This is a genomic window from Pseudomonas sp. NPDC086251 (genome assembly GCF_044746405.1).
Classification (GTDB): domain Bacteria; phylum Pseudomonadota; class Gammaproteobacteria; order Pseudomonadales; family Pseudomonadaceae; genus Aquipseudomonas.
The window spans coordinates 821,643-844,426 of the sequence record NZ_JBIVBY010000001.1 but is presented as its reverse complement, the minus strand read 5'-3'; the positions used below and the strand labels follow the sequence as shown (position 1 = coordinate 844,426).

Sequence of the window (22,784 nt, the reverse complement as noted above, 5' to 3'; positions counted from 1 at the left end):
GCAGCCGACTCCTTGTCGTCGAGGGAAAAAATTCCGTTTGCTCAAAGACGAAGGAGGGCGGGGGGATTTAGTGATAAACGAGAATTATTGCTATTTCAGGATGTTTCGAGGGATACCTTGTGTAGCAGCTGGCGAAGCCTGCGTTCGGCTGCGCAGCAGTCGTAAAATCAGACAACGCGGTGGGTCTGGCTCACCGCGTACGCAGGGTTTACGACTGCTGCGCAGCCGAACGCAGGCTGCGCCAGCTGCTACGGATCGTGTTGTGGCAGTTATTTCTGAACGACTTCCGGTGCCACCTTGGGTTTCATCAGGCTGAAGTCGATCAAGGCCTTTTGTTCGCGTTCATACGGGTTGCCGATCATCAAGGGGCGCGCCTTGAAGCTGTCGCTGACCAGGCTCTTGCTGCGGTCCAGTTCATCGAAACTCAGGCCGGCGAGGTCGGCCCAGGTATGGATCAGGTGCGAGCTGCTGTACGGACGCGACAAATCACCGGCGAAGCTCCAGTCATGGGTTTCACGCCATTTCGGCGAAGCCCAGGCCATGAAGGGAATGGTGTACATCGGCGCCGTCGGCTTGCTCTCGTTGCGGCCCAGGGTGCTATGGCCCGGGGAGTCGAACACGTCCTCGCCGTGGTCGGAGAGGTACAGCAGGAAGCCGTTCGGATCAGACTTGGCGTAGTCCTTGATCAGGCTCGACACCACGAAATCGTTGTACAGCACCGCGTTGTCGTAGCTGTTGTACGTCGGCACCTGATCATCGCGCACGCCGTCCGGAACGCCTTTGCGGTCCGTGAACTTATCGAAGGTCGACGGGTAACGGTATTGGTAGCTCATGTGCGTGCCAAGCAAATGCACCACGATCAGCTTGCGTGGCGCGCCATCGGCCAAGGCCTTGTTGAACGGCTCGATCACATCGCCATCGTACTGGGCGGCGTTCTGGTTGCGGTTGTTGTTCAGGTACACCTGCTCGTCGGCCTGCTCGGAGAAGGTCGTCAGCATGGTGTTGCGCTTGGTCATGGTCTGCTGGTTGGTGATCCAGAAGGTCTTGTAACCCGCCTGTTTCATCATGCTGACCAGCGACGGAGTCGACAGGTACAGGTCCGGGTTTTCTTCGTCGGCGAAAGTCAGTACCTGCTGCAACGCCTCGATGGTGTACGGGCGCGGGGTGATGACGTTATCGAAGACCGCCAGTTGGTCCTTGAGTTTGTCCAGCTCCGGGGTGGTTTCCCGAGGGTAGCCATACAGGCTCATGCGTTGACGGTTGGTTGACTCGCCGATCACCAGCACCAGCGTCGACGGCTGATTGGCCATCGTGTCTTTCAGGTTGTGCAGCGGCGGGATCTTGCTGGCGCTATTGAGCATGTCTTGCATGCCGGCCAGGGTGTCGAGGTAACGGTGATAAGCCACCGCCATCTGCCAAGGCACCGCGGGCTCGATGCGCGTTTCGAACTTCTCGAAACCGGCGGCCAGGCTGCCGGTGCGCAGGGTTTGCTTGACCATTGGATAACCGATCACGGCCACCAGAATCGCGGTGGCGGCGACCAGCGCCTGAGCGCGGGGCAGGTACACCGGGCGCAAGCGGGTCCACAGGAAATAGGCAAACAGCGTGTGAGCGAGGAACGCCGCCACCATCCACCAGGCGAAGTACTGCGTCATGTACTCGCCGGCTTCCGACACGTTCGACTCGAACATGATGAAGATGACGCTTTGGGAAAATTCCTGCTGATAGATGAAGAAGTAACCCAGGCTGGCCATCGAGCAAGCCCACAACACCACACCGATCAGCGCGGCCATTACCCGTGTTTGCTTAGGGAACAGCAACATCGGCGCCAACCAGATGGCACTCATCACGAAGGCTTGGCGGAACCCGGTAAAGCCGGAGGTGCCCGTCAGTTGGATCAGCAGTTGGGTGATGCCGGAAAAATACCAGAAGAACAGGAACAACCAGAGAAAACCTGCCCAATCGAAACCTTTCGCAGACTTACTGCTGCGTTTAAACAGAGACATTCAGCACTCCAGCCAGAATTCACTTGCATCGCCGGGACGCCGACGAACGGATGCCGCACGGATACCGAGCGGCCATAATGCACGCGAGTATCAACAAGCAGATGTGAAAAGTTCGTGAGTTGCCGGTGCTGGGCACGGTGTGACAGGTCGGAAACAGCAGGAGGCTGCTTCCGAATCGCAGGAGGGATCAGGCGTGTGGAGCGCGGTGGGCGACGGGTAAAGACTGGGCCTGATGGCCTTGTGTGAGCATGCGCAATTGCGCCAGCTCCCGCCTCAATTGCTCGCGCTCGTCCTTCAACTGGCGCAATTCATCTCGACGAATCGTAACGTAGAGGGTTTGTGCAGGTTCTGCTTTGTATACTGTGCCCATTGCTCACCTCGCAAATGGCTTGCCTCAACTGTAAATCGGCCCCGACATCGGATGCTGACTTACTATCGGCCTCGATATTGATTTCTTTTGCCCCTGAAGGGAACTTTTTTATTTTTCATGGTCGTTGTGTCTTCGGCGCGATTACCGACGTTATCAATCAGGATCGGGCACAATGCCCGGAAACTATGTGCCAGCGCTCTGGACTAACCCACATTAGTCGCGTTGGGCTATAACCTTTGACACACTTTATTTGTAGTAGGGAGCATCAGCACATGCAACTCGGGATTATTGGACTGGGCCGCATGGGCGGCAATATTGCGCGGCGCCTGATGCTCAACGGGCACACCACCGTTGTTTACGACCGCAATACCGCCTTCGTCGACACCTTGAGCGAAGAGGGCGCCACCGGCGCTGCCGACCTGCCAGCACTGGTCGCCGGCCTGGCCAAGCCGCGCGCGGTGTGGGTCATGCTGCCAGCCGGCGCGCCGACCGAAGACACCATCGACACCCTGAGCACTTTGCTCGAAGCCGGCGATACCATCATCGACGGCGGCAACACCTTCTATAAGGACGACATCCGCCGGGCGAAAACCTTGTCGGAAAAAGGCCTGCACTACATCGACGTCGGCACCTCCGGCGGCGTCTGGGGCCTGGAGCGTGGTTACTGCATGATGATCGGCGGTGAAGCCGATGTGGTGAAGCGCCTCGACCCGTTGTTCGACAGCCTCGCACCGGGCCTGGGCGACATCCCGCGCACCAAGGACCGCAAGTCGGACGACGACCGTGCCGAGCGCGGTTACATCCATGCCGGCCCCGCGGGCTCGGGCCATTTCGTCAAGATGATCCACAACGGCATCGAGTACGGAATGATGCAGGCCTTCGCCGAAGGCTTCGACATCCTCAAGACCAAGGCCAGCACCCAACTGCCGGAAGATCAGCGTTTTGACCTGAACGTCGGCGACATCGCCGAAGTCTGGCGTCGTGGCAGCGTGGTGTCGTCCTGGCTGCTCGACCTGACCGCCGATGCACTGGCCGCCGATCCGAAGCTCGACGGTTATTCCGGCTCGGTGGCTGACAGCGGTGAAGGTCGCTGGACCATTGAAGCGGCCATGGAGCAGTCGGTTCCTGTACCGGTGCTGTCGAACTCGCTGTTTTCACGCTACCGTTCGCGCGGGCAAGGTACCTTTGGCGACAAGATTCTTTCGGCCCAGCGCTTCGGCTTCGGCGGCCACGTGGAGACCTCGAAAAAATGACGCGTCTGATCCGCAATAAATCCAAGGCCGAACCTGCACCACCGACCACGCTGTTTCTGTTCGGTGCCCATGGCGATCTGGTCAAGCGCCTGCTGATGCCGGCGCTGTACAACCTGAGTCGCGACGGTTTGCTCGGGGATGGACTGCGGATCATCGGCGTTGACCACAACGCCATCAGCGATGAAGCCTTCGCGAAAAAACTCGAAGATTTTATCCGGACCGAAGTGGCCACCAAGGTCGGCAAGGGCGATCAAGCCCTTGACCCGGAATTGTGGGCCACGTTGGCCAAAGGCATCAGCTACGTCCAGGGCGACTTCCTGGACGACAGCACCTATCAAGCCCTGGCGGCAAAAATCGCCGCCAGCGGCACCGGCAACGCGGTGTTCTACCTGGCCACCGCGCCGCGCTTTTTCAGTGAAGTGGTGCGCCGTCTCGGCGCCGCCGGCTTGCTGCAGGAAACGCCCGAAGCGTTCAGAAGGGTGGTGATCGAAAAACCGTTCGGCTCTGATCTGCCGACCGCCGAAGCCTTGAACGCTTGCTTGCTCAAGGTCATGACGGAAAACCAGATCTACCGGATCGACCACTACCTGGGCAAGGAAACCGTGCAGAACATTCTGATCAGCCGGTTCTCCAACAGCCTGTTCGAGGCGTTCTGGAGCAATCACTACATCGACCACGTACAAATCACCGCCGCCGAAACCGTCGGCGTGGAAACCCGTGGCAGTTTTTATGAAAACACCGGCGCCCTGCGGGACATGGTGCCCAATCACCTGTTCCAGTTATTGGCGATGGTGGCCATGGAACCGCCGGCCGCCTTCGGCGCCGATGCCGTCCGTGGCGAGAAAGCCAAGGTGGTCGGCGCAATTCGCCCCTGGTCGGTCGAGGAGGCGCGGGCCAATTCGGTACGCGGCCAATACGCGGCCGGCGAGGTCGATGGCAAGTCGTTGCCGGGCTATCGCCAGGAAAACAACGTGGCGCCCGACAGCACTACCGAAACCTACGTCGCGCTCAAAGTCATGATCGACAACTGGCGTTGGGTTGGCGTGCCGTTCTACCTGCGCACCGGCAAACGCATGAGCGTGCGCGACACCGAGATCGTCATCTGCTTCAAACCGGCGCCCTATGCGCAGTTCCGCGATACCGAAGTCGATGAGTTGCAGCCGACTTACCTGCGGATCCAGATTCAACCCAACGAAGGCATGTGGTTCGATCTGCTGGCCAAGCGGCCAGGACCGGCGTTGAAGATGGCCAATATCGAGCTGGGTTTTGCTTACAAGGATTTCTTTGAAATGCAGCCGTCCACCGGCTACGAAACCCTGATCTACGATTGCCTGACCGGTGATCAGACGCTGTTCCAGCGCGCCGACAACATCGAAAACGGCTGGCGCGCCGTGCAGCCATTCCTCGATGCCTGGCAGCAGGACGCGAGTGTGCAGAGTTACCCGGCCGGCGAGGATGGGCCCCAGTCGGCCGAAGAATTGCTGACCCGCGACGGTCGCGTCTGGCATGGCCTCGGATGAGTGAGGTAACGCAGCACCCTGTGCGGTTTTTGCTCAGCGACATGGATGGCACGTTGTTGCTGCCTGATCACAGCCTCAGTCAGCGCACCATCGAGGCGGTGCGCTCATTGCGCGAGGCTGGCGTGTTGTTCAGCCTGGCCACCGGGCGTCCGCCCAAAGCCATGTTGCAGCAGATTGAAGCCTTGGGCGTTGATCTGCCGACAGCGGCCTTCAACGGCGGCACGATCGTCAACCCGGACGGCAGTATCCTGGTGGCGCATTACTTGCCGGCGACGGCCGCGCTGACCGCATTGACGCTGTTTGCCGATCTGCCGGACATCGAGGTTTGGGTGTTCAGCGGCGGCGACTGGTTATTGAAAGACCCGGACGGGCCGATGGTGCCGCGCGAGCAGCATGGCCTGGGCTATCCGCCGGTGGTGGTGGAGAGTTTCGAACCGTATCTGCAGCGCATCGACAAGATCGTCGCCACCAGCAACAACGCGGCATTGCTGATTGAACTGGAGGCGCAGTTGCTGCCCAAGGTCGAGGGCCAGGCGCAGGTCTCACGTTCGCAGCCGATCTACCTGGACGTGACCGCCATGCAAGCCAACAAGGGCGACGCGCTGGCGACACTGGCCGAATTTCTCGGCGTGCCATTGGCACAGACCGCCGCCCTGGGTGACGGCGGCAACGACCCGGCGATGTTTCATCGTGCCGGGCTGTCGATCGCCATGGGCCAGGCGGAAGAGGCCGTAAAGCGTCAAGCGGACGTGGTCACCGGCGCCAACACCGAAGACGGCGCTGCCCAGGCAATTGAGCGGTACATCCTTAACGCCCGTTGAGCTGCGTTATCGTTCTTCGCGGGCAAGCCTCGCTCCTACAGGTCAGTCCTTGTAGGAGCGAGGCTTGCCCGCGAAGACGTCAGCCCTGCCACCTCAAAGCCAATAGCTCACCGCATACCAGCCTAGAACACCCATCACCACCGTGTACGGCAACGCCATCCACACCATTCGCCCATACGACAAGCGAATCAACGGTGCAATCGCCGACGTCAGCAGGAACAGGAACGCGGCCTGGCCGTTGGGCGTTGCCACGCTTGGCAGGTTGGTGCCGGTGTTGATCGCGATGGCCAATGTCTCGAAGTGTTCACGGCTCATGTGGCCGGACAGAAACGCCTGTTTCACTTCGGTGATGTAGATGGTCGCGACGAACACGTTGTCGCTGATCGCCGAGAGTAATCCATTGGCAATGAACAACATGCCCGGTTGCTGCTCCGCCGGCAGCGCCAGCACCCACTGGATCAACGGCGTGAACAATTGCTGGTCGTGAATCACCGCCACCACGGCGAAGAACACCACCAGCAGCGCAGTGAATGGCATGGCGTCCTTGAACGCGTTGCCGATGCGGTGCTCGTCAGTGATGCCGGTGAACGCAGTGATCAGCACGATCACCATCAACCCGATCAGGCCGACTTCAGCGATGTGAAACGCCAGTGCGGCAATCAGAATCAACGCCGCCACGCCCTGCACGATCAGCGCTGCGCGTTGGCGCGAGGTGCGTTCGGCGTTGTCTTCGGCGGCGTAGTTGGCCAGCACGGCGCGTACGTTGTCCGGCAGCAGCGTGCCGTAACCGAACCAGCGCAGTTTCTCCAGCAGTACGCAGGTCACCAGGCCCGCCACCAATACCGGCAACGACACCGGAGCGATTTTCAGAAAGAACTCAGCGAAGTGCCAACCCATCTCGTGGCCGATCAGCAGGTTCTGCGGCTCGCCGACCAGCGTGCACACACCGCCCAACGCCGTGCCCACGGCGCCGTGCATCAACAGGCTGCGCAGGAAGGCGCGGAATTGTTCGAGGTCGGCATGGTGAAGGGTGGGCAGGTGCTGGTCGTCAGCGAACGCGCTGTCCTGACGCGGATCAGTGCCCGACGCAACGCGGTGATACACCGAGTAAAACCCCACGGCCGCGCTGATGATCACGGCGGTCACGGTCAACGCATCGAGAAACGCCGACAAAAACGCCGACAGAAAACAGAACATCAACGCCAGCAGCGCCTTCGAGCGCACGCCCAGCAGCAAGCGCGAGAAAAGAAACAGCAACAGGTCCTTCATGAAGTAGATGCCGGCCACCATGAACATCAGCAGCAGGATCACCGGGAAGTTGTGCACCAGCTCATCATAAAGCGCCTGGGGCGTGGTCATCTTCAGCAGCAGCGCTTCGACCAGCAACAGGCCCCCGGGCATCAATGGATAACACTTGAGTGCCATGGCCAGGGTGAAAATGAACTCAAGCACCAACAGCCAACCGGCTGCGACCGGGCCGACCGTCCATAAAACCAGCGCGTTGAGGATCAGGAAACCGACGATACTCGCCTTGTACCAGCGAGGTGACTGCCCGAGAAAGTTGTGTGCGAACGCCTGGGCCATAGAACCGGACATCGGCTACTCCTTGTATTAAGAAGCGCGCAACTTGCCGTAAGCGGAAAGGAAGATCAAGCGTAGGAAAAATACATCGTTTCAGGTGAGATAACGCGCCACGACTGCCCGGTAGTTTCCGTCCAGCGAATACCCAGCGACGACAATCCCGCCATCGGCCTGCACGGCCAGTGAAGTGGCGATATCGAGGCCGCGACTCAGGCGGGTACGCACCCAACCATTGCCCTCACCGAAACGGCTGTCGAGGTGTCCGTCGGGCAGGTGCCGAGCCGCAATGAAGTCGGCTTCGACGCCGCCGATCATTGCCCCGACCGTTAACACGCTGCCATCCGCCAGTACCTGGGCGGCGCTCCACTGGCAGTTGCTGTGACCGATTTTCAGCAGCTGCGGATGACCGCCGTTGCAATGACTGTCCGGGCGGCCGTTAGGGTGGACTTTCAACGCCATGCAGTGCATCGGCTCGCGACTGCTGCCAAAGCATTGCAAGTCACCATTTTCATGCTGGACGATCTGGCGTACCTGGGCGCCGTGCCCCTGCGCCTTGAAGGTCATGAAACCATCCACGGCGAAACTCTCGTCCAGACTGCCATCGGTGTGATAACGGGCCAGCAGGCCCTCTTCGGGAAAATTGATCGAGCCGCCCACCAGGATCCGGCCGTCTCGTTGCACCGTCAGGCTGCCGATCCAGCTGTTCATCAGCAAGTGCCTGATGATCACGAAACCACGACCGTTGAAAGACGCGTCCAGCGAGCCATCGACGTTGAGCCGGATCAGCACGCCGACATGATCCGTCCGTTCGAAATGATGATTGGCCAGCAACAGGATTCGACCGTCTTCCTGCACGCACACCCCACAGATTTCCGCGCCCGGGACACCGTGTGGCAGCTCGGCATCACGTACACCCAGGGACAAGCCGCCCGGTAAGCGCACAATGCAGCGTCCATGGGTGCCAAACCCAGGCGCCGGGCGGCCTTGAGCATCAAACAGGGCCAGGGCGGGCAGTGTCTGCTGCGCATTTTCGTAGTGCAGGCCAGCCACCAGAATGTGCCCGTCGGGCAATACATGGACGGTGCCGGCCATGGCCTCGAAGCACGGTTCAAACTGGCCGATGACGCTGCCTTCTCTGCCGAATGCCAAGTCTGCCGAACCGTCTTCCAGCAAGCGAGCCAAGCCAAAACGGCTGCCGCCCGGCACGCCGACTTTCGCCGCCACCAGCAGCCTGCCTTGCGCATCAACGGCGATGCCATTGGCCATGCTTGAAGTGCTGCCGGCGAAATACACTTGCGTTTTGCCTTGGGCGGCAAAGGTTGTATCGAGGTTTGCACCGTCGTTCAGGGTGGCCGGTACCGCAAACGCCGTCTGGAATGACATGCACGCATCTCCTTGCGAGTCGTCCTGATCCAGGAGTTGGGGGCGGCGACTGTCTTAAGCAAAGCATTCAATCCCTGAATGAGCAGGCGCACAACTGTCGAAACTAACAGGCGGAGAGTCGCTTTGTGCCAGAAGAGTGTCTTTTCGAACCAATGGCTAGCCAGCCAAGTAATTGCGGCTGCAAGTTCAAATCAGCGAACGTCATTAGCGCATAGAGCGAAAGCCAGCTAACTAACGAACGGGAGAGGGTGCGGATTACCGCAAGGTAATCCGCAAAACGCTTAGTGCGGCATCAACCACGACTGAAGTTGGTAGCCTTCCTGGCTCAATTCGGCACGGGCTTGTTCCAGCAAGTGTTCGAGTTGTGCGGGATCGGAATACGCACTGCTTGGGATCTGTGCGCGGCCAATGCGGGTGTTGGTGCGATCGATGACGGACAGGCAGAGTTCGCCATTTCCGTCTTGTGGAGCCCAGGCCACGCATTGGAACGGTTGGAATGCGCGGTTGGCAATCAAAAGAGCTTCGTTGATACGGAGCGGGGCGTTCATGGGATTTTCTCTCTCTATGCCCAATCAAGTGATGTGCCGTCGGTTGGGCTTACCGTTCGGCTGCTTACTTGTACTGATGCCCGCAACCGGGGAACGGGTCACATACAATTAAAAGAAATTTCAACTTTCTATCTTCGGCTAAAGGTTCAGACAGGCTTTGAAAGCTGAATGAAAGGTTGGAGTCGTTAGGTAACTAACAAAGTGGCTTCTTATAACTAAATACCCGGCAGGTCTATAGTCAAACGATACAAGGGTGTGTCAAATTCTTGCTAATGTTACAGCCAGGTCCGCCAAATGACTGTTTTTAATAATATTTCCTAAAATTTGGCGCCAAGGAACAGTCATGATCGAAGCGCCTGCCTTACGACGTCTGTTAGTAGTGGACCCTTGCGACGACTGCCATCGTCTTTTGCCGGGTTTACGCTCTGTGGGTTGGGATGTTGACAGCTGCACGCTGGAAAACGCCGGTGACAAAACCTGCGACGTTGGCCTGTTGCGATTGCAACCTTTTCACCTGGAACGCCCCGAGGCCGTCAAAGAGCTGATCAGTCGCAGCGGCACCGAGTGGATCGCCGTACTCAACCAGGAAGTCCTGCGGCTGCAAAATGTCGGGGACTTTGTCTGTGAATGGTTCTTCGATTTCCATACCTTGCCGTTCGATGTGTCCCGGGTTCAAGTGACGTTGGGCCGGGCCTTCGGCATGGCCCGTTTGCGCGGGCAGGGCACGGTTCACATTGATCAGCCTGAGCACGAACTGCTCGGCGACAGCAAACCCATCCGCGAATTGCGCAAGTTGCTGAGCAAACTGGCACCCACCGAGTCACCGGTGTTGATCCGGGGCGAAAGCGGGACCGGTAAAGAACTGGTCGCCCGCACCCTGCATCGTCAATCCCAGCGTCACAGCAAACCCTTTGTCGCGATCAACTGCGGCGCGATCCCCGAACACCTGATCCAGTCCGAACTGTTTGGCCACGAGAAGGGCGCGTTTACCGGCGCCCATCAACGCAAGGTCGGACGGATCGAAGCCGCCAACGGCGGGACCCTGTTTCTCGATGAAATCGGTGATTTGCCCCTGGAGTTGCAAGCCAATCTGCTGCGCTTCCTGCAAGAAAAACACATCGAGCGCGTGGGCGGCAGTCAGCCGATTCCGGTGGATGTGCGGGTATTGGCGGCGACGCACGTCGACCTTGAGGCCGCCATCGAGAAGAAACGCTTCCGTGAAGATTTGTACTATCGCCTGAACGTGTTGCAAGTCGCCACCGCACCGTTACGTGAACGACACGGTGATTTGTCGATGCTGGCCAACCACTTCTCGCATTTCTACAGCCATGAAACCGGTCGCCGTCCTCGCAGTTTCAGTGAAGACGCGCTGATTGCCATGGGCAAGCATGACTGGCCGGGCAATGTCCGCGAGTTGGCCAACCGGGTGCGTCGCGGGCTGGTATTGGCGGAAGGCCGGCAGATCGAGGCGCGAGACCTGGGGCTGATGAGTCAACAGGCCTTCGCCGCGCCCATGGGCACGCTGGAAGACTACAAGATCCGCGCCGAGCGCCAGGCCTTGTGCGATGTACTTAACCGCCACAGCGATAATCTGAGCATCGCTGCCAAGGTGCTGGGGATTTCCAGGCCGACCTTCTACCGTTTGTTGCACAAACATCAGATACGTTGAACTGCCCATAAAAGCTCAACAAAAAACCCGCCGAAACAGCGGGTTTTTTGTTGAGGCGGGTTAGAAGTAGTACGGGAATTTCAGGCTGAAGGAAAAGTCCGGCGAGTCATCAGTGAGGCCAATGGACAGGTTGGGAACGATCGTCAGGTTGTCGGTGGCTGCCAGGGTCATGCCGATGTTGAAGTTAGCCGAGTTGTAATCGCTGTTGGAGATCGATTGCCAATCGCCACCGTCCGGCTTGATTTTGCTCTTGCGGGCGAACTGATCGGTGAACGAGAACGACATACTCATCTTCTCGTTCAAGGCAAACGCGATGCCGGCGCCGACCTGCCAGGAGTCGCCCAGTTTCACGTCGCCCTTGACCTTGGACCCGACCTGCGGGCTGATGTCGCTGAACGAGTCTTGCATGTTGTAGGTGTACGCCAGGCTGCCGAACAGCACGGCCGGGTCGAAGGTCTTGACCAGCGAGATACCCGGGGTGATCGACCAGACACCATTGCCGGTAGGCAAGCTCTCCGGTACCGCGAGGTTATCGTTGCTCGGATCCTCGACCAGCTTGATGCCGTAAGGATCTTTACCGGTTGGCGCCTTGACGCGCAGTGTAGCGACCGCGTCGGGCAGGTTGGCCGACTCATCCAGAAACTTGTAAGCCACGCCAACGTTGACGTCGCCGATGGTCGGGTCGCGCGTAACGGTTGCGTCCGACGTCACCGGGCCTGCGCCACCCGCGCCACCGGAGGAATACGTCGATTCGCGATAAACAACGGGGACGTTGATGTCGAACTGCCAACGCTGTGCCACGTTGTAGCGGGCGGTCAGGTCCAGGGTCCAGTTATCGGCCTTGATACGGTCGAGGTTGATGTTGCCGAGAAAAATCGAGTCCAGTGCCAGGAAGCCGTTGAGCGTTAACGCGCGGGTGTCGTAATGCGTGTAGGTCAGGCCGGTTTCGACACTGAACTTGCCGCCGCCGAAGAAACCGCTGGCTTCGTCGTACAGGTTGGACACGCTTTGCGCGGGTTCGGAATCATCCTTGAGCGATTGGCCGTAGGAACTGCCGGTGGTTCCTGGCGCACCGGCGGCCACCGCCTGACCACCCCTGGCCGGTTCGGCGGGGGATTTGGTCAGGCGTTTGGGAGCAGGTGTTGCAGGTGCTTCTTCGACTTGGCGAACGCGTTGCTCAAGTACCATCAGCGCGTTCTGTTGTGCTTCGTAACGCTGTTTCAACTCCATGAGTTCTTGTTTTAGTATCTCGACCTGAGGGTCCGGTGCCGCGTATAGCGCTGTGGCCGGAGCCAGGCTACTCAAACATACGATAGCGTTGAACGTTAAAGATCGGTGCATGGGTTAGCCGTCCCTTCTGACTACATCTGAATGAGACTGAGCGTAGATCAGAATCCGATAGTGCGTAGGCCTCTGAGCTGGTCTAGATTGCCGTTCAGCGATCCGGCTGCCGGCGCGGTGTCACGCAGCACGACATTGAGGGATGTGAGGTTTCTGACCTGGTTGCTACCGCCGAGCAAAGTCGTATTCTGCATCAGCCCACCCTGGGCCAGGCGTTGTACGGTGCTGCCTTGGTTGTTGTTGGCGATGATGTTGAGTTGCATACCCGAACCCGTCGAGGACACGCTCAGCGAGCCCGCGCCATTTGAGCCGACCAATGTCTGGCCTTGGGCCAATGCCTGGCCCTGTTGTTGGGTTGCGGGGGCCTGGTTAGCCTTTGTGACGTTGATATCAACGTTGTTGTAGGCCGTGTTGTTGTCGCCGGCAGCACGCACGACCTGCGTGACACCTTCGGTGCTGTTGAGGCCGCTGCCGCCAGTGACGGTACCGGTGCCGGTGCCTTGCGAACGCGATGGGTCGCCTTTTTCGTCGATCATTGACACATAGAACTGTGGCTGGCTGGTCGATTGTTGAATTTGCATCGAGGACGATGCCCCGATCACGTCACCTTTGGCATTTTGCCAGGTACTGGTCATGACCACGCCGAAACTGATGATCCGGCCCGGCATGACAAAGCGGCCGCGCAGGTTAGCCAATTCCTGATCCTTCAGTTCAATGGGTTTGAAGGTCTGTGCCTGGGTCGGCAGGCTGGCGGTCAGGCAAACCACGGCCAGCCAGAGTGAAGTCTTCATTGGATGCTCCCGGAGCGTCGTGCTCCCTTATTATTAGAAGAAGTCGCTTTTGATGAATCCGAAATCCATCAATTCTGCGTCTTGCACCGGGCTGAAGGTGTTGATGCGGTTCTTGGCGGTCAATGGCATGGGTGGGTCGAGCAACGCGTTGGTTTTGTCATAGCCCTGGCCGATGACAGCAAAGATGATGCCGTTCCAGCCTTTGACAAAGTCGTCGACTTTGTAGCGTTTATGACCGAGGACCGGATCTCCGATGTAGACCCAGCCGTCATGGACCTTCTGCATCACCACAAAATGTTTGTAGCCACGGATATCCATGAGAACGACAACCGGAATCCGGATTTCATTCAGCGTTTCCGTCGCTACCCGGTAGCCACGGGCCCGCATGCCGATACTTTCCACGTACCGCTTCATGTCGAGCATGGAGAAGCCCTGGACGCGGACAAGGTCTTGATCGGAGTGAGCCAGCATGCCTTCGATGATTTGTTCTTCGTTCACGTCCAGCCAATAGGCTTGGCGCAAGATGGTCGCCAGCGCAGCAGCGCCGCAACTGAAGTCGGTTTTCTGTTGTACCAGGTCGGCAAATTTCCGCTCGCGTACGCTCTGGATCGGCTTATAGATCACCGCGCCGCCGGGCAGGACGGAGAGCGGCATTTGTGCAGCCTCGATCACACTGGCCACGCAAAGCAAAAATGCCAAGGCGATAATGCGCATAGTGGGATGCCTTCTGGTGGTGGTGAAAAAGGCCCCCGTAAGGGGGCCTCCAGAGACAACTATTAGAACGAGTTGTTGGAAATGGCCAGCGAGTTGCTTTGTTGGTTGCCCACACCAGCAGCTACGTTGACGCCGAGGTTGCCACTGCCGCCATTCACTGAACCGCTCAGGGAGGCAGTGTTGGTCACAGGGTTGGCCCAGCCAGTTGGAGTCAGCACTTGATAAGAGTAGGTGTTGCTCAGATCAAATGAACTGCTTTCGCTGTAGCTTTTCGCTTTTTCGTATGCAGACTCGGACGATTTGCTACCCGATTTTTCGAACGAGGAGTCAGACGACTTCGTGTACGACTTGTCGTACGATTTTGTAAACGACGAATCGCGTGATTTGTCGTACGAAGAGTCGCGCGATTTGTCGTACGAGGAGTCGTGCGATCTGTCGAACGATTTGTCTACGGATGCATCAAGCGTTGCGTCGAGCGATGCGTTAAGCGAGGCGTCGGAAGAACTGCTGCGAGTGCGATCGCCCCAGCCGTTATTAACGGTAGTGGAGGTCGAAGCCGCCGCAGCAGCGTCCAGCGTAGCGCTCAAGGAAGCACTCAAAGAAGCGCTCGAAGAACCGCTTGCACTGCTGCTGTTGGAACCGCTGGCATTGCTGCTGTTGGAACCGCTCGCATTACTGGCGCTAGAGCCGCTTATATCAACGCTTTTTGAACCGCTGGCGTCATAGCTCTTGGAGCCGGCCTTATTCCAGCTGGAAGAAGCGCTTTGACTGCCGCTCGCCTCAAACGACTTATCTTTAGAGAAGCTGCCACTGGCCGTATTGGTAACGGTGATGGTATCCACACGATACGTCCGATCGGCGTTGTTATTCACAATCAGGCCAGGGCCTTGTTGATCGGCAGAAGCGGTGGCCGTTGCGTTACCCAGTGGAGCATTGGTATTGGCAATCGCCATGGTGTTTTTCTGCTGGTTCAAATCGCCGCCAGCAATGTTGATCCCCATGTTGCCGCTGCCGCTGTTACCCGACCCGGTCATCGTGGCAGACGCTGTGCTGCCATAGTTGTCGACCCGGTTGTTGTTGCTGTATTGCTTGACGCTAGCGGTGGCGGAGGCAGTGCCGAACACGAAGCTGTTATCGAGACTGGAGTCCGAAGCAGCGTTTGCGATGGCGGCCGCGTTGTCTTGTTGGTTGCCACTGCCTGCCGCCACGTTGACGCCGACGTTACCGCTGGTGCCTGTGGCAGAGCTGGTCATCTCGGCATCGTTGACAGTCCCTTCGTTACGGATGCGGTTGCCAGTACTGCTTTGGTTATCCCAGGCATTGGCAGTTGCATAAACCGGGATCTTGGTTGGAGGAGGGGTGTGATGACCGTTGTTATTATGGCCATTGTGGTGGCCATTATGGTGGTCGTCACGCTGCCCAGCTTGTACAGCAACAGCCATGACCGCAGCAATTGCGAAAACCAGAGGCTTGATTGCCATCGAAGGTTTCATGGTGATTCTCCGTACTTATTTTAGGTTAAGTGTTGTTTCTACCTTTTTGGATCAATCCGTGACCCGTACGCTCAGGGTGTTGGCCGTTCGGTTTCCCACCCCGGCGCTCTGATTCAACTGAATCACCCCACGGCTACCGGTGAAGGCCTGATCGCTGGTAGCGACCTGGCGATAGCCTGGTGCAGAAGCAGTTGGATCGGAGTTGGTGACCAGCGCCACGTTCTGTTGCCTGAGGACGCTGTCGTCGATACTTTGCGGTTGTGTACTGATGCTTATCCGCAGGGCATTGGCTTGCTGGTTGCTGGCGCCCGCGCTCTGGTTGACACCCAGTACGCCGTTGCCGTGACTGAAGGAACTACCCTGGATGCTGGAGGTGGCATCGATCGTGGGGTCGACGTGGCTGCGCAACCGTTGGCGAATCTGCGTGGTCGCGCTGGCGTTATGACCAATGGCAATGGCCCGGGCGTTAGCCTGTTGCTGCAGGTCGCCCGCAGCTTGGTTGACCGTGAGGTTGCCTTGGTACTGCGAGCCCGAACCGTCGATGTTGGCGTTATTGATGACGGGCGGTTGGGCAAAGGTCGAAGCACTGCAAAACATGGCGATAAGCAGCAGCGTACGATTCATCTTAACGGTCTCCCGTTATGATTTTCAGAGCACCCAGGCCTTGCTGGATGTTTGAATTGACCATGTTGGCGATGCCGTTGCCCGAATTTCCCGAACGTCCGGCAGGGAGGTTGGAAAGCTGGGTCTGGTTGCTGATATTGCCGCCCAGGTTGTTGGTGTTTTGAGTGACCAGGCGGGAAATGCTTGCACCACTGGCGACGTTGGCAAAGTCACCGTCGCTCAACTCGTTCGTTTGAGTGAGGATCTGTTTGGACGGGTTGGCATTGACGGTCGTGGGGTTTGGGTCGGGGATGACGGGTGGAATCGTTGCGTTGCGCGTTTGGACATCGCGTTTGATCGTAATGATGCCGTTGTCGGCGTGTACCGGCAGGCAGACAACTGAGCCCAGTGCGCATCCGATCAACAGAAGGCTAAAGATGCGGTTATCAAATTTCCCCACGGCGGCAATTCCTTCTGTAAGTGGAACGCTGGGCCCTTATCAGCGTTGTGAGGGTGAGAGCAGAAGGTGTGCCGGTTTTTGTTTTTCTTTTAAAAACAATTAGTTGGATTTATTAATCGAGTTGGTCAAAAAAAATTTGTAACGCCACTGAGACAGATCCACGCAAAAGCGCCGTCCATTCTGGCGGCAATGCTCGTTAAAGGGCGCTGAAGGCCGGCTGTATCAGTGACTTAACAGTTTCTGGCGGGCGCGCTGTGGCCGCTTTAGATCGCGGCTTTTCACCGGGTGAAGTGTTTCAGGAATGGACATTTTCGGCAGGTCCGGGGAAGCCCTGTCAGGCGCTGAGCAAGCGCGTCACTGCCTCGAATGCCGCGTTCTTGCGCTGTTGCCAGTCTCCTTGCAGCACCTGTAAAGGCTGGTGGTGCAGGTCAAGCCATTGGCGACTGGCCTGGAAAAACGCCTGGCGTTCTGCCAGTTGCGGTTGGCATCGCTGCCCGTCGTCATGCCAGGTCACGGTGTCTGGGCTCAGCAGCAAATGCAGGTCGTAGTGCCGTGCCAGTAATGCGTGCTCGATCCACGCCGGGCAAGCGCCGAACAACGTGCGGCTCCACAGGATATTGCTCAAGAGGTGCGTATCGAGAATCAGCAGGGACGGTTGTTTGGCGCGTGCTTCATCTTCCCAGGCCAGCTGGCCCTGTGCGATGGCGGTGATGTCGTCGTAGCAGGTTTCACGGGCTTCAGTTTCGATGAAATGCCGAACGTACTCGCCGACCAACAGGCCGCCAAAATGAGACTGGATCTCGCCCGAAAGCCAGCTTTTGCCGCTGGATTCCGGCCCTGCCAGCACCAACACTTTCATGTGCGCAACGCCGGATCGGTGCGCCATTCTCGCCAGCCTTGCACGGCAATCAGGGTGAACAAGGCATAGAGCCCGGCGGTCAGGTACATGCCTTTGTAGATAAACAGTCCGACGAAAACCACATCCAGAGCGATCCACAACGGCCAGCACTGCACGCGTTTTTGCGCCATCCAGAACTGCGCCACCAGGCTGAACCCGGTCAGCGCCGCATCCAGCCACGGTTGGGCGGCATCGGTCCAGTGCGCCATGGCCGCGCCGAGCAACAGGCTGCCGAACGCGCCGATGGCGAGGCCGAATGCGACCGATCTGCCATCGAGCTGGCTGACCCGCCGACCCTGATGCAATTCGCCGGCACGGGTCCATTGCCACCAGCCATAGAGCTGAAACCCGGCGTAGATCACTTGCAGCAGCATGTCCGAGTACAGCTTCACCTCAAAAAAGATCCAGCTATACAGCAGCACCATGACCAGGCCGATCGGCCAGCACCAAGGATTCTGTTTGACCGTCAACCAGACGGCAATCACGCCGAGGCTGGCAGCAAACAGTTCAAGCCCGGACATGGAGGTTCCTTGGGGGAAGCGAAAAGGGGAACGGATTGTACCGGCAGGCGCTGCTGAGTAAAACCAGCAAGCGCCATCCCTCGTCGGCCCTGCGTTTGCCTCTGTAGCAGCTGTCGAGCCTGCGAGGCTGCGTTCGGCTGCGAAGCAGTCGTCAATCCAGCCTACGGGTTTTTACCTGACACACCGCGGCGCCTGGTTTCACGACTGCTTCGCAGCCGAACGCAGCCTCGCAGGCTCGACAGCTGCTACGGGGATCGCGTTTCCGCAGGCGGCTACACCCGGAATTGCTTGAGCAACCCGTTCAACTGTTCACTCAATTCCTTCAAGCGAACACTGGCCAGGCTCGACTGTTCCGCCGCCAGTGCCGTGCTATGCGACAAACCCGCCGCTTGGGTGACGTTCTGGTTGATGTCCTCGACCACATGCGCCTGTTGCAAGGTGGCGCTGGCAATCGAGGCGTTCAGCCCGTTGAGGTTGCGCAACGCCTGGCCAATGGCGTTCAGGCTCGCACCGGCAAGACCGGCCTGCTCGATGGTCAACTGCGATGCGCGACTGCTGTCGCCGATCACCTTCACCGCCGCTTCGGAGTGGTTCTGCAGACGTTCGATCATCGACTGAATCTCAGCCGTAGACTTCTGCGTGCGCTGGGCCAATAGCCGGACTTCATCGGCCACCACCGCAAAACCGCGACCCTGTTCACCGGCACGGGCGGCTTCGATGGCCGCGTTGAGCGCCAGTAGATTGGTCTGCTCGGCAATCGAGCGAATCACTTCCAGAACGCTGCCGATCTGCGTGCTTTCGGCGGCCAGGGTACGAATCACTTCAACCGCCTGATCGATCGTCGAAGACAACTTGTCGATCTGTTGCAGGCTGCCATCGATGTTGACCTGGCCTTGCTGTGCCTGAGACTCGGCATCGCGCATTTCACTGGCGGCGTGCTCGGCGTTTTTCGCCACGTCTTGCACGCCGTAGGTCACTTCATTAATAGCCGTGGCCACCAGTTCCATCTGTTGCGATTGTTGCTGGCTGCGTTGCTGGGCCTGGGCGGCGTCGTTGCCCAACTCACTGGAAGACTGGCCAAGGGCGCTGGCGGACACCTGCAGCTCAGTGATCACCAGGCGCAACTTGGTGGTGAATGCATTGAAATGGCGTGCCAATTGCGTGACCTCATCCTGGCCATGGGTATCGAGGCTGCGGGTCAGGTCGCTCTCGCCGCTGGCGATGTTGGCCATGGCCGTCACGGTTTCCTGGAGCGGCCGTACGATGCTGCGGGCAATCAGGATCACCAGCAGCGCCATGATCAGGGCAATCACCAGCCCGACGAAAGAAGCCTTCCAGACCTGGCCATAAAACTCGGCCTGCACGTCATCGACGTACACGCCCGAGCCAATCACCCAACCCCAGGGTTCGAACAGTTTTACGTAGGAGGTTTTCTCGACCGGTGCATTGGCACCCGGTTTCGGCCAGCGATAATCAACCGTGCCAGCCCCTTTGGACTTGGCAATGGCGACCATTTCATTAAACAGCGCAAAACCGTCCGGGTCGCGGATCGTCGAAAGGTTCTGGCCTTCGAGTTTCGGGTTGGCCGGGTGCATCACCATCACCGGCGTCAGGTCGTTGATCCAGAAGTAATCGTTCTGGTCATAACGCAGGCCGCGAACCGCCGTCAGTGCCTGTTTCTGCGCGACGTCACGGGTGAGCGTGCCGGCGGTTTCCAGGTCGTGATAATAAGTCAGGATGCCACTGGCGGTTTGCACCACGTGCTGGGTTTTCTGAACTTTGGCGTAGTAGAGGTCATCGTGTATCTGCTTGAGCATCAACACGCCTAACGTCAATAGCATCATCACGGCCACGATCAGAATGAGCCACAAACGGCGGCTGATCGACATACTGCGCAAGCTGTTCATAACGCTGTCACTCCGGATTCTTTTTCTTGTAATAAATGATCGCCAGCATCCAACCACACTTTGCCAACCGGGCCTACAAGGCCTAGGTCCAATACGCGGCAGCGTAAAACGGACTTGTCTGATAGGATTTCGGCCCCGCACGGAAAAACCTGAATCCAGTCTGATTTTTCACAGGATTTTTACGGCTGTGCGTGGATCTTGCGCTCGCGGGTTTTCAACTACGCTGGGCGCAGTCAAACGCTCTGAAAAATATTAACGGTGCATGCCGTGGCGCATCGCTTCTTGGGGGATTGATGGATCTTTGGACCGCCTTTCAGGCATTGATTCTTGGGGTTGTAGAAGGGCTGACGGAGTTTTTGCCGATTTCCAGTACCGGGCACCAGATCATCGTGGCCGACTTGCTCGACTTCGGTGGCGAGCGGGCCATCGCTTTCAACATCATCATTCAGCTGGGCGCCATCCTGGCGGTGGTATGGGAATTTCGCCGCAAGATCCTCGACGTGGTCATCGGCTTGCCGACACAACCCAGCGCCCGACGTTTCACCGCGAACCTGCTGATTGCCTTCATGCCCGCCGTGGTGCTGGGGGTGATCTTTTCCGATTTGATCCACCATTACCTGTTCAACCCGATCACGGTGGCAGCGGCATTGGTGGTGGGCGGGATCATCATGTTGTGGGCCGAACAACGTCAGCATGAAGTGCACGCCGAAAGCGTTGACGAGATCACCTGGAAAGATGCCCTGAAAGTCGGTTTCGCCCAATGCCTGGCGATGATTCCGGGCACTTCGCGTTCCGGCTCGACCATTATCGGCGGCTTGCTGTTCGGCCTGTCGCGCAAGACCGCGACCGAGTTTTCGTTCTTCCTGGCGATGCCGACCATGGTCGCTGCCGCGGTGTACTCGGGGTTTAAATACCGTCACTTGTTCGTGCCGGCAGATTTTCCGGTGTTTGCGATCGGCTTCGTGACCGCGTTCATCTTCGCGATGATTGCTGTCCGGGGCTTGCTGAAGTTCATCGCCAGCCACAGCTACGCGGCGTTCGCCTGGTACCGGATCGCGTTCGGCCTGTTCATCCTCGCGACCTGGCAGTTTGGCTGGGTCGATTGGGCCGCGGCCAAGCCATGAGTGACTCCAGCGCGCGCTACAACCCCGGGCGCCCGTCCGGGGGCGAGATCCAGCATCTGCGCCTGAAACTGGTGGTGTTCGCGATCCTCTGCGCGCTGCCGCTGTTTGGCTCGATGTCGTTATGGCTGCGCGGGGTGTCGGCGATTCCCCTCGCGGCATACGGCATCGTCAGCGTGGTGGCGTTTTTCCTGTACTGGAGCGACAAGCGCAAGGCGCGCGCCGACACCTGGCGCACCCCGGAGAACGTGTTGCACGCGCTGGAACTCGGCGGTGGCTGGCCGGGTGCCTTGATTGCGCAGCAGGTGTTTCGGCACAAGACGCGCAAGGTCTCGTTTCAGTTGGTGTGCTGGGCGATTGTGCTGCTGCATCAGGTGTTCTGGATCGACCAGTTGTTCCTCGGCGCCCATCTGCTCGCGCTGTTCTAAACCTGCGGGTTCTACAGCAGCAAGCCGACCTGAGTACGCTTGGGCAGCTTGCTCACCACCAGTTGATGGGAACGTTGCAGCAACCCTTGTAGCTCTTCGGCGCTTAGAGGGTAGGGCGTTTCCATGATGATCCACTGGGCCCGCGCCAGATAAGGTGCCGGGTGAATGCCCGGACGGTCGCAATGGCCGAGAAACAAGTCCTTGTCGACCTTGAACGCCAGGGACGCGCCACGCAGGTTCTGCAAGGCGAACATCTTGTTCCCGGCAATCGAGAACACCCGCACACCACCCCATTTGTAGTCTTCCCGCGCGCCGGGCAGCGCGAGGCAGAATTGCGCGACGTCCTCTTCGCTCATGCGTCCAGCCTTCATATCAGTCGGTCCCCACAGGCATTGAATGATTCGATCAAATGGTCGATCCAGGCGCGCACGGCGGGCATCACCCCGCGACGATGAGGGTAGACCGCTTGCAGCCAGCCGCCCGGCAACGACCAGTCGGGCAGCAACTGCACCAGCGAGCCGTCTTGCAGTTCCTGTTCGCAATACATCATCGGCAGCATGGTAAAGCCCTGGCCGGCAAGCGTGCAGGCCCGGCGCACAATGAAGTCGTCGATACCCAACCGCGCTTCCAGCGCCAGGTCGCAGCTTTTACCCTGTTGATCGAGCATGCGGATGTGCACCATGCGATCGGCTTCCAGGGCGCCCAGCACCGGCAAGCCCTTGAGGTCATCGGGGTGATGGATCTCCCGACCGAGGAGGAACGCCGGACTGGCCACCATCAGCATCTGCGCCTGGCGCAAGCGTCGGGTCACCAGCAAGGGATCTTCATCCCCCAACTCCCGGACCCGCAGCGCGACGTCCACGCCCTCGGTCACCAGGTCGACCCGGCGATTGAGCAGCATGACTTCCAGTTGGACCTGAGGGTGTTTTTCCAGAAATTTGCTGATCACGCTTGGTAGCATTTCGTGGGCCAGCCCGACGGGGCAGGAAACCCGCAAACGCCCGCGAGGTTCGCTGGACATGCTCAGTACGGCTTCATCGGCCATCTCGGCTTCCAGCAGCATCGCCTGGCAATGGCGCAAGTAACGCTCGCCCACGGCGGTCAGCTTGAGTTGCCGGGTGGTGCGTTGCAGCAGACGTGCGCCCAGGCGTTCCTCCAGTTCGGCGATGCGTCGTGATAGCCGCGATTTGGGAATCCCGAGCACGCGCCCGGCCGCCGCGAAACCACCGGCTTCCACGACCTTGGCGAAGTAATAGAGATCATTGAGGTCTTGCATGGTGATGTCAGCTCGATTGTTCTATCAGTAGGACAAACTATCGCATTGTTGCCGACTAATCAGCTATTGGTTTCGTCTGT

Annotated in this window: 22 protein-coding genes; 6 read left to right on the top strand and 16 right to left on the bottom strand. The window is 58.7% G+C overall.

Features of this window, described 5'->3' with window-relative positions:
• Positions 1 to 269: 269 nt before the first annotated feature.
• Positions 270 to 2,006 (bottom strand): phosphoethanolamine transferase CptA, encoded by a 1,737-nt coding sequence (locus ACIPL2_RS03695; RefSeq protein WP_401353061.1) that lies wholly within the window; start codon positions 2,004 to 2,006, stop codon positions 270 to 272.
• Positions 2,007 to 2,193: 187 nt separating this feature from the next.
• A complete protein-coding gene (locus ACIPL2_RS03690; RefSeq protein WP_401353059.1) occupies positions 2,194 to 2,376 on the bottom strand; it encodes a DUF6026 family protein in 183 nt (60 codons plus the stop codon).
• A 272-nt stretch (positions 2,377 to 2,648) separates the two neighbouring features.
• Between ACIPL2_RS03690 and gnd the strand changes: the two genes are divergently transcribed.
• From gnd to ACIPL2_RS03675, 3 genes are read left to right on the top strand one after another with little or no spacing between them, the layout of a single operon-like run.
• Complete coding sequence (gnd, locus tag ACIPL2_RS03685; protein WP_401353058.1) at positions 2,649 to 3,629, top strand: phosphogluconate dehydrogenase (NAD(+)-dependent, decarboxylating); 981 nt, start codon at positions 2,649 to 2,651, stop codon at positions 3,627 to 3,629.
• Positions 3,626 to 5,149: a glucose-6-phosphate dehydrogenase gene (gene zwf, locus ACIPL2_RS03680; RefSeq protein ID WP_401353056.1), complete on the top strand. Its 1,524-nt coding sequence runs from the start codon at positions 3,626 to 3,628 to the stop codon at positions 5,147 to 5,149. The genes gnd and zwf overlap by 4 nt, the downstream gene beginning before the upstream one ends.
• Complete coding sequence (locus tag ACIPL2_RS03675; protein ID WP_401353054.1) at positions 5,146 to 5,970, top strand: HAD family hydrolase; 825 nt, start codon at positions 5,146 to 5,148, stop codon at positions 5,968 to 5,970. The genes zwf and ACIPL2_RS03675 overlap by 4 nt, the downstream gene beginning before the upstream one ends.
• Before the next feature lie 93 nt (positions 5,971 to 6,063).
• Here the strand turns inward: ACIPL2_RS03675 and nhaB are convergent, their stop codons facing one another.
• From nhaB to ACIPL2_RS03660, 3 genes are all read right to left on the bottom strand, one after another.
• Complete coding sequence (nhaB, locus tag ACIPL2_RS03670) at positions 6,064 to 7,566, bottom strand: sodium/proton antiporter NhaB (protein ID WP_401353052.1); 1,503 nt, start codon at positions 7,564 to 7,566, stop codon at positions 6,064 to 6,066.
• A gap of 78 nt (positions 7,567 to 7,644) precedes the next feature.
• Positions 7,645 to 8,934 (bottom strand): hypothetical protein, encoded by a 1,290-nt coding sequence (locus tag ACIPL2_RS03665; protein WP_401353050.1) that lies wholly within the window; start codon positions 8,932 to 8,934, stop codon positions 7,645 to 7,647.
• A 281-nt stretch (positions 8,935 to 9,215) separates the two neighbouring features.
• Complete coding sequence (locus ACIPL2_RS03660; protein WP_401353048.1) at positions 9,216 to 9,482, bottom strand: hypothetical protein; 267 nt, start codon at positions 9,480 to 9,482, stop codon at positions 9,216 to 9,218.
• 343 nt (positions 9,483 to 9,825) lie between these two features.
• Between ACIPL2_RS03660 and ACIPL2_RS03655 the strand changes: the two genes are divergently transcribed.
• The gene (locus ACIPL2_RS03655) at positions 9,826 to 11,151 is read left to right on the top strand and encodes a sigma 54-interacting transcriptional regulator (protein ID WP_401353046.1); all 1,326 of its coding nucleotides are present in this window, start codon (positions 9,826 to 9,828) and stop codon (positions 11,149 to 11,151) included.
• Between the two features lie 60 nt (positions 11,152 to 11,211).
• Here the strand turns inward: ACIPL2_RS03655 and ACIPL2_RS03650 are convergent, their stop codons facing one another.
• The 9 genes from ACIPL2_RS03650 to ACIPL2_RS03610 all read right to left on the bottom strand — a co-directional run bounded on the left by ACIPL2_RS03650 (position 11,212) and on the right by ACIPL2_RS03610 (position 19,879).
• Positions 11,212 to 12,492, bottom strand: a complete 1,281-nt coding sequence (locus ACIPL2_RS03650) for a hypothetical protein (protein WP_401353045.1) — start codon at positions 12,490 to 12,492, stop codon at positions 11,212 to 11,214.
• Positions 12,493 to 12,539: 47 nt separating this feature from the next.
• Positions 12,540 to 13,283, bottom strand: a complete 744-nt coding sequence (locus ACIPL2_RS03645; RefSeq protein ID WP_401353043.1) for a hypothetical protein — start codon at positions 13,281 to 13,283, stop codon at positions 12,540 to 12,542.
• 33 nt (positions 13,284 to 13,316) lie between these two features.
• A complete protein-coding gene (locus ACIPL2_RS03640) occupies positions 13,317 to 13,997 on the bottom strand; it encodes a C39 family peptidase (RefSeq protein ID WP_401353042.1) in 681 nt (226 codons plus the stop codon).
• A gap of 62 nt (positions 13,998 to 14,059) precedes the next feature.
• Positions 14,060 to 15,490, bottom strand: a complete 1,431-nt coding sequence (locus ACIPL2_RS03635) for a heme utilization protein (RefSeq protein ID WP_401353040.1) — start codon at positions 15,488 to 15,490, stop codon at positions 14,060 to 14,062.
• Between the two features lie 51 nt (positions 15,491 to 15,541).
• Positions 15,542 to 16,114: an adhesin gene (locus tag ACIPL2_RS03630; protein WP_401353038.1), complete on the bottom strand. Its 573-nt coding sequence runs from the start codon at positions 16,112 to 16,114 to the stop codon at positions 15,542 to 15,544.
• Position 16,115: 1 nt separating this feature from the next.
• Positions 16,116 to 16,553 carry a hypothetical protein gene (locus tag ACIPL2_RS03625; RefSeq protein ID WP_401353036.1) on the bottom strand — a complete coding sequence of 146 codons (438 nt, stop codon included), beginning with the start codon at positions 16,551 to 16,553 and terminating at the stop codon, positions 16,116 to 16,118.
• Between the two features lie 334 nt (positions 16,554 to 16,887).
• A complete protein-coding gene (locus tag ACIPL2_RS03620; RefSeq protein ID WP_401353368.1) occupies positions 16,888 to 17,412 on the bottom strand; it encodes an AAA family ATPase in 525 nt (174 codons plus the stop codon).
• A complete protein-coding gene (pnuC, locus tag ACIPL2_RS03615; protein WP_401353034.1) occupies positions 17,409 to 17,972 on the bottom strand; it encodes a nicotinamide riboside transporter PnuC in 564 nt (187 codons plus the stop codon). Before pnuC ends, ACIPL2_RS03620 begins: the two co-directional genes overlap by 4 nt.
• A 272-nt stretch (positions 17,973 to 18,244) precedes the next feature.
• Complete coding sequence (locus ACIPL2_RS03610; RefSeq protein ID WP_401353032.1) at positions 18,245 to 19,879, bottom strand: methyl-accepting chemotaxis protein; 1,635 nt, start codon at positions 19,877 to 19,879, stop codon at positions 18,245 to 18,247.
• Positions 19,880 to 20,172: 293 nt separating this feature from the next.
• On the opposite strand from ACIPL2_RS03610, the gene ACIPL2_RS03605 reads away from it, so the two are divergent.
• Complete coding sequence (locus ACIPL2_RS03605) at positions 20,173 to 21,003, top strand: undecaprenyl-diphosphate phosphatase (RefSeq protein WP_401353030.1); 831 nt, start codon at positions 20,173 to 20,175, stop codon at positions 21,001 to 21,003.
• Positions 21,000 to 21,428: a DUF1294 domain-containing protein gene (locus ACIPL2_RS03600; protein WP_401353028.1), complete on the top strand. Its 429-nt coding sequence runs from the start codon at positions 21,000 to 21,002 to the stop codon at positions 21,426 to 21,428. The genes ACIPL2_RS03605 and ACIPL2_RS03600 overlap by 4 nt, the downstream gene beginning before the upstream one ends.
• A gap of 11 nt (positions 21,429 to 21,439) precedes the next feature.
• On the opposite strand, the gene ACIPL2_RS03595 is transcribed toward ACIPL2_RS03600, so the two are convergent.
• Both ACIPL2_RS03595 and ACIPL2_RS03590 read right to left on the bottom strand, forming a co-directional pair.
• Positions 21,440 to 21,799 carry an MmcQ/YjbR family DNA-binding protein gene (locus tag ACIPL2_RS03595; protein WP_401353026.1) on the bottom strand — a complete coding sequence of 120 codons (360 nt, stop codon included), beginning with the start codon at positions 21,797 to 21,799 and terminating at the stop codon, positions 21,440 to 21,442.
• A complete protein-coding gene (locus ACIPL2_RS03590; protein ID WP_401353024.1) occupies positions 21,796 to 22,704 on the bottom strand; it encodes a LysR substrate-binding domain-containing protein in 909 nt (302 codons plus the stop codon). Before ACIPL2_RS03590 ends, ACIPL2_RS03595 begins: the two co-directional genes overlap by 4 nt.
• Positions 22,705 to 22,784: the final 80 nt, after the last annotated feature.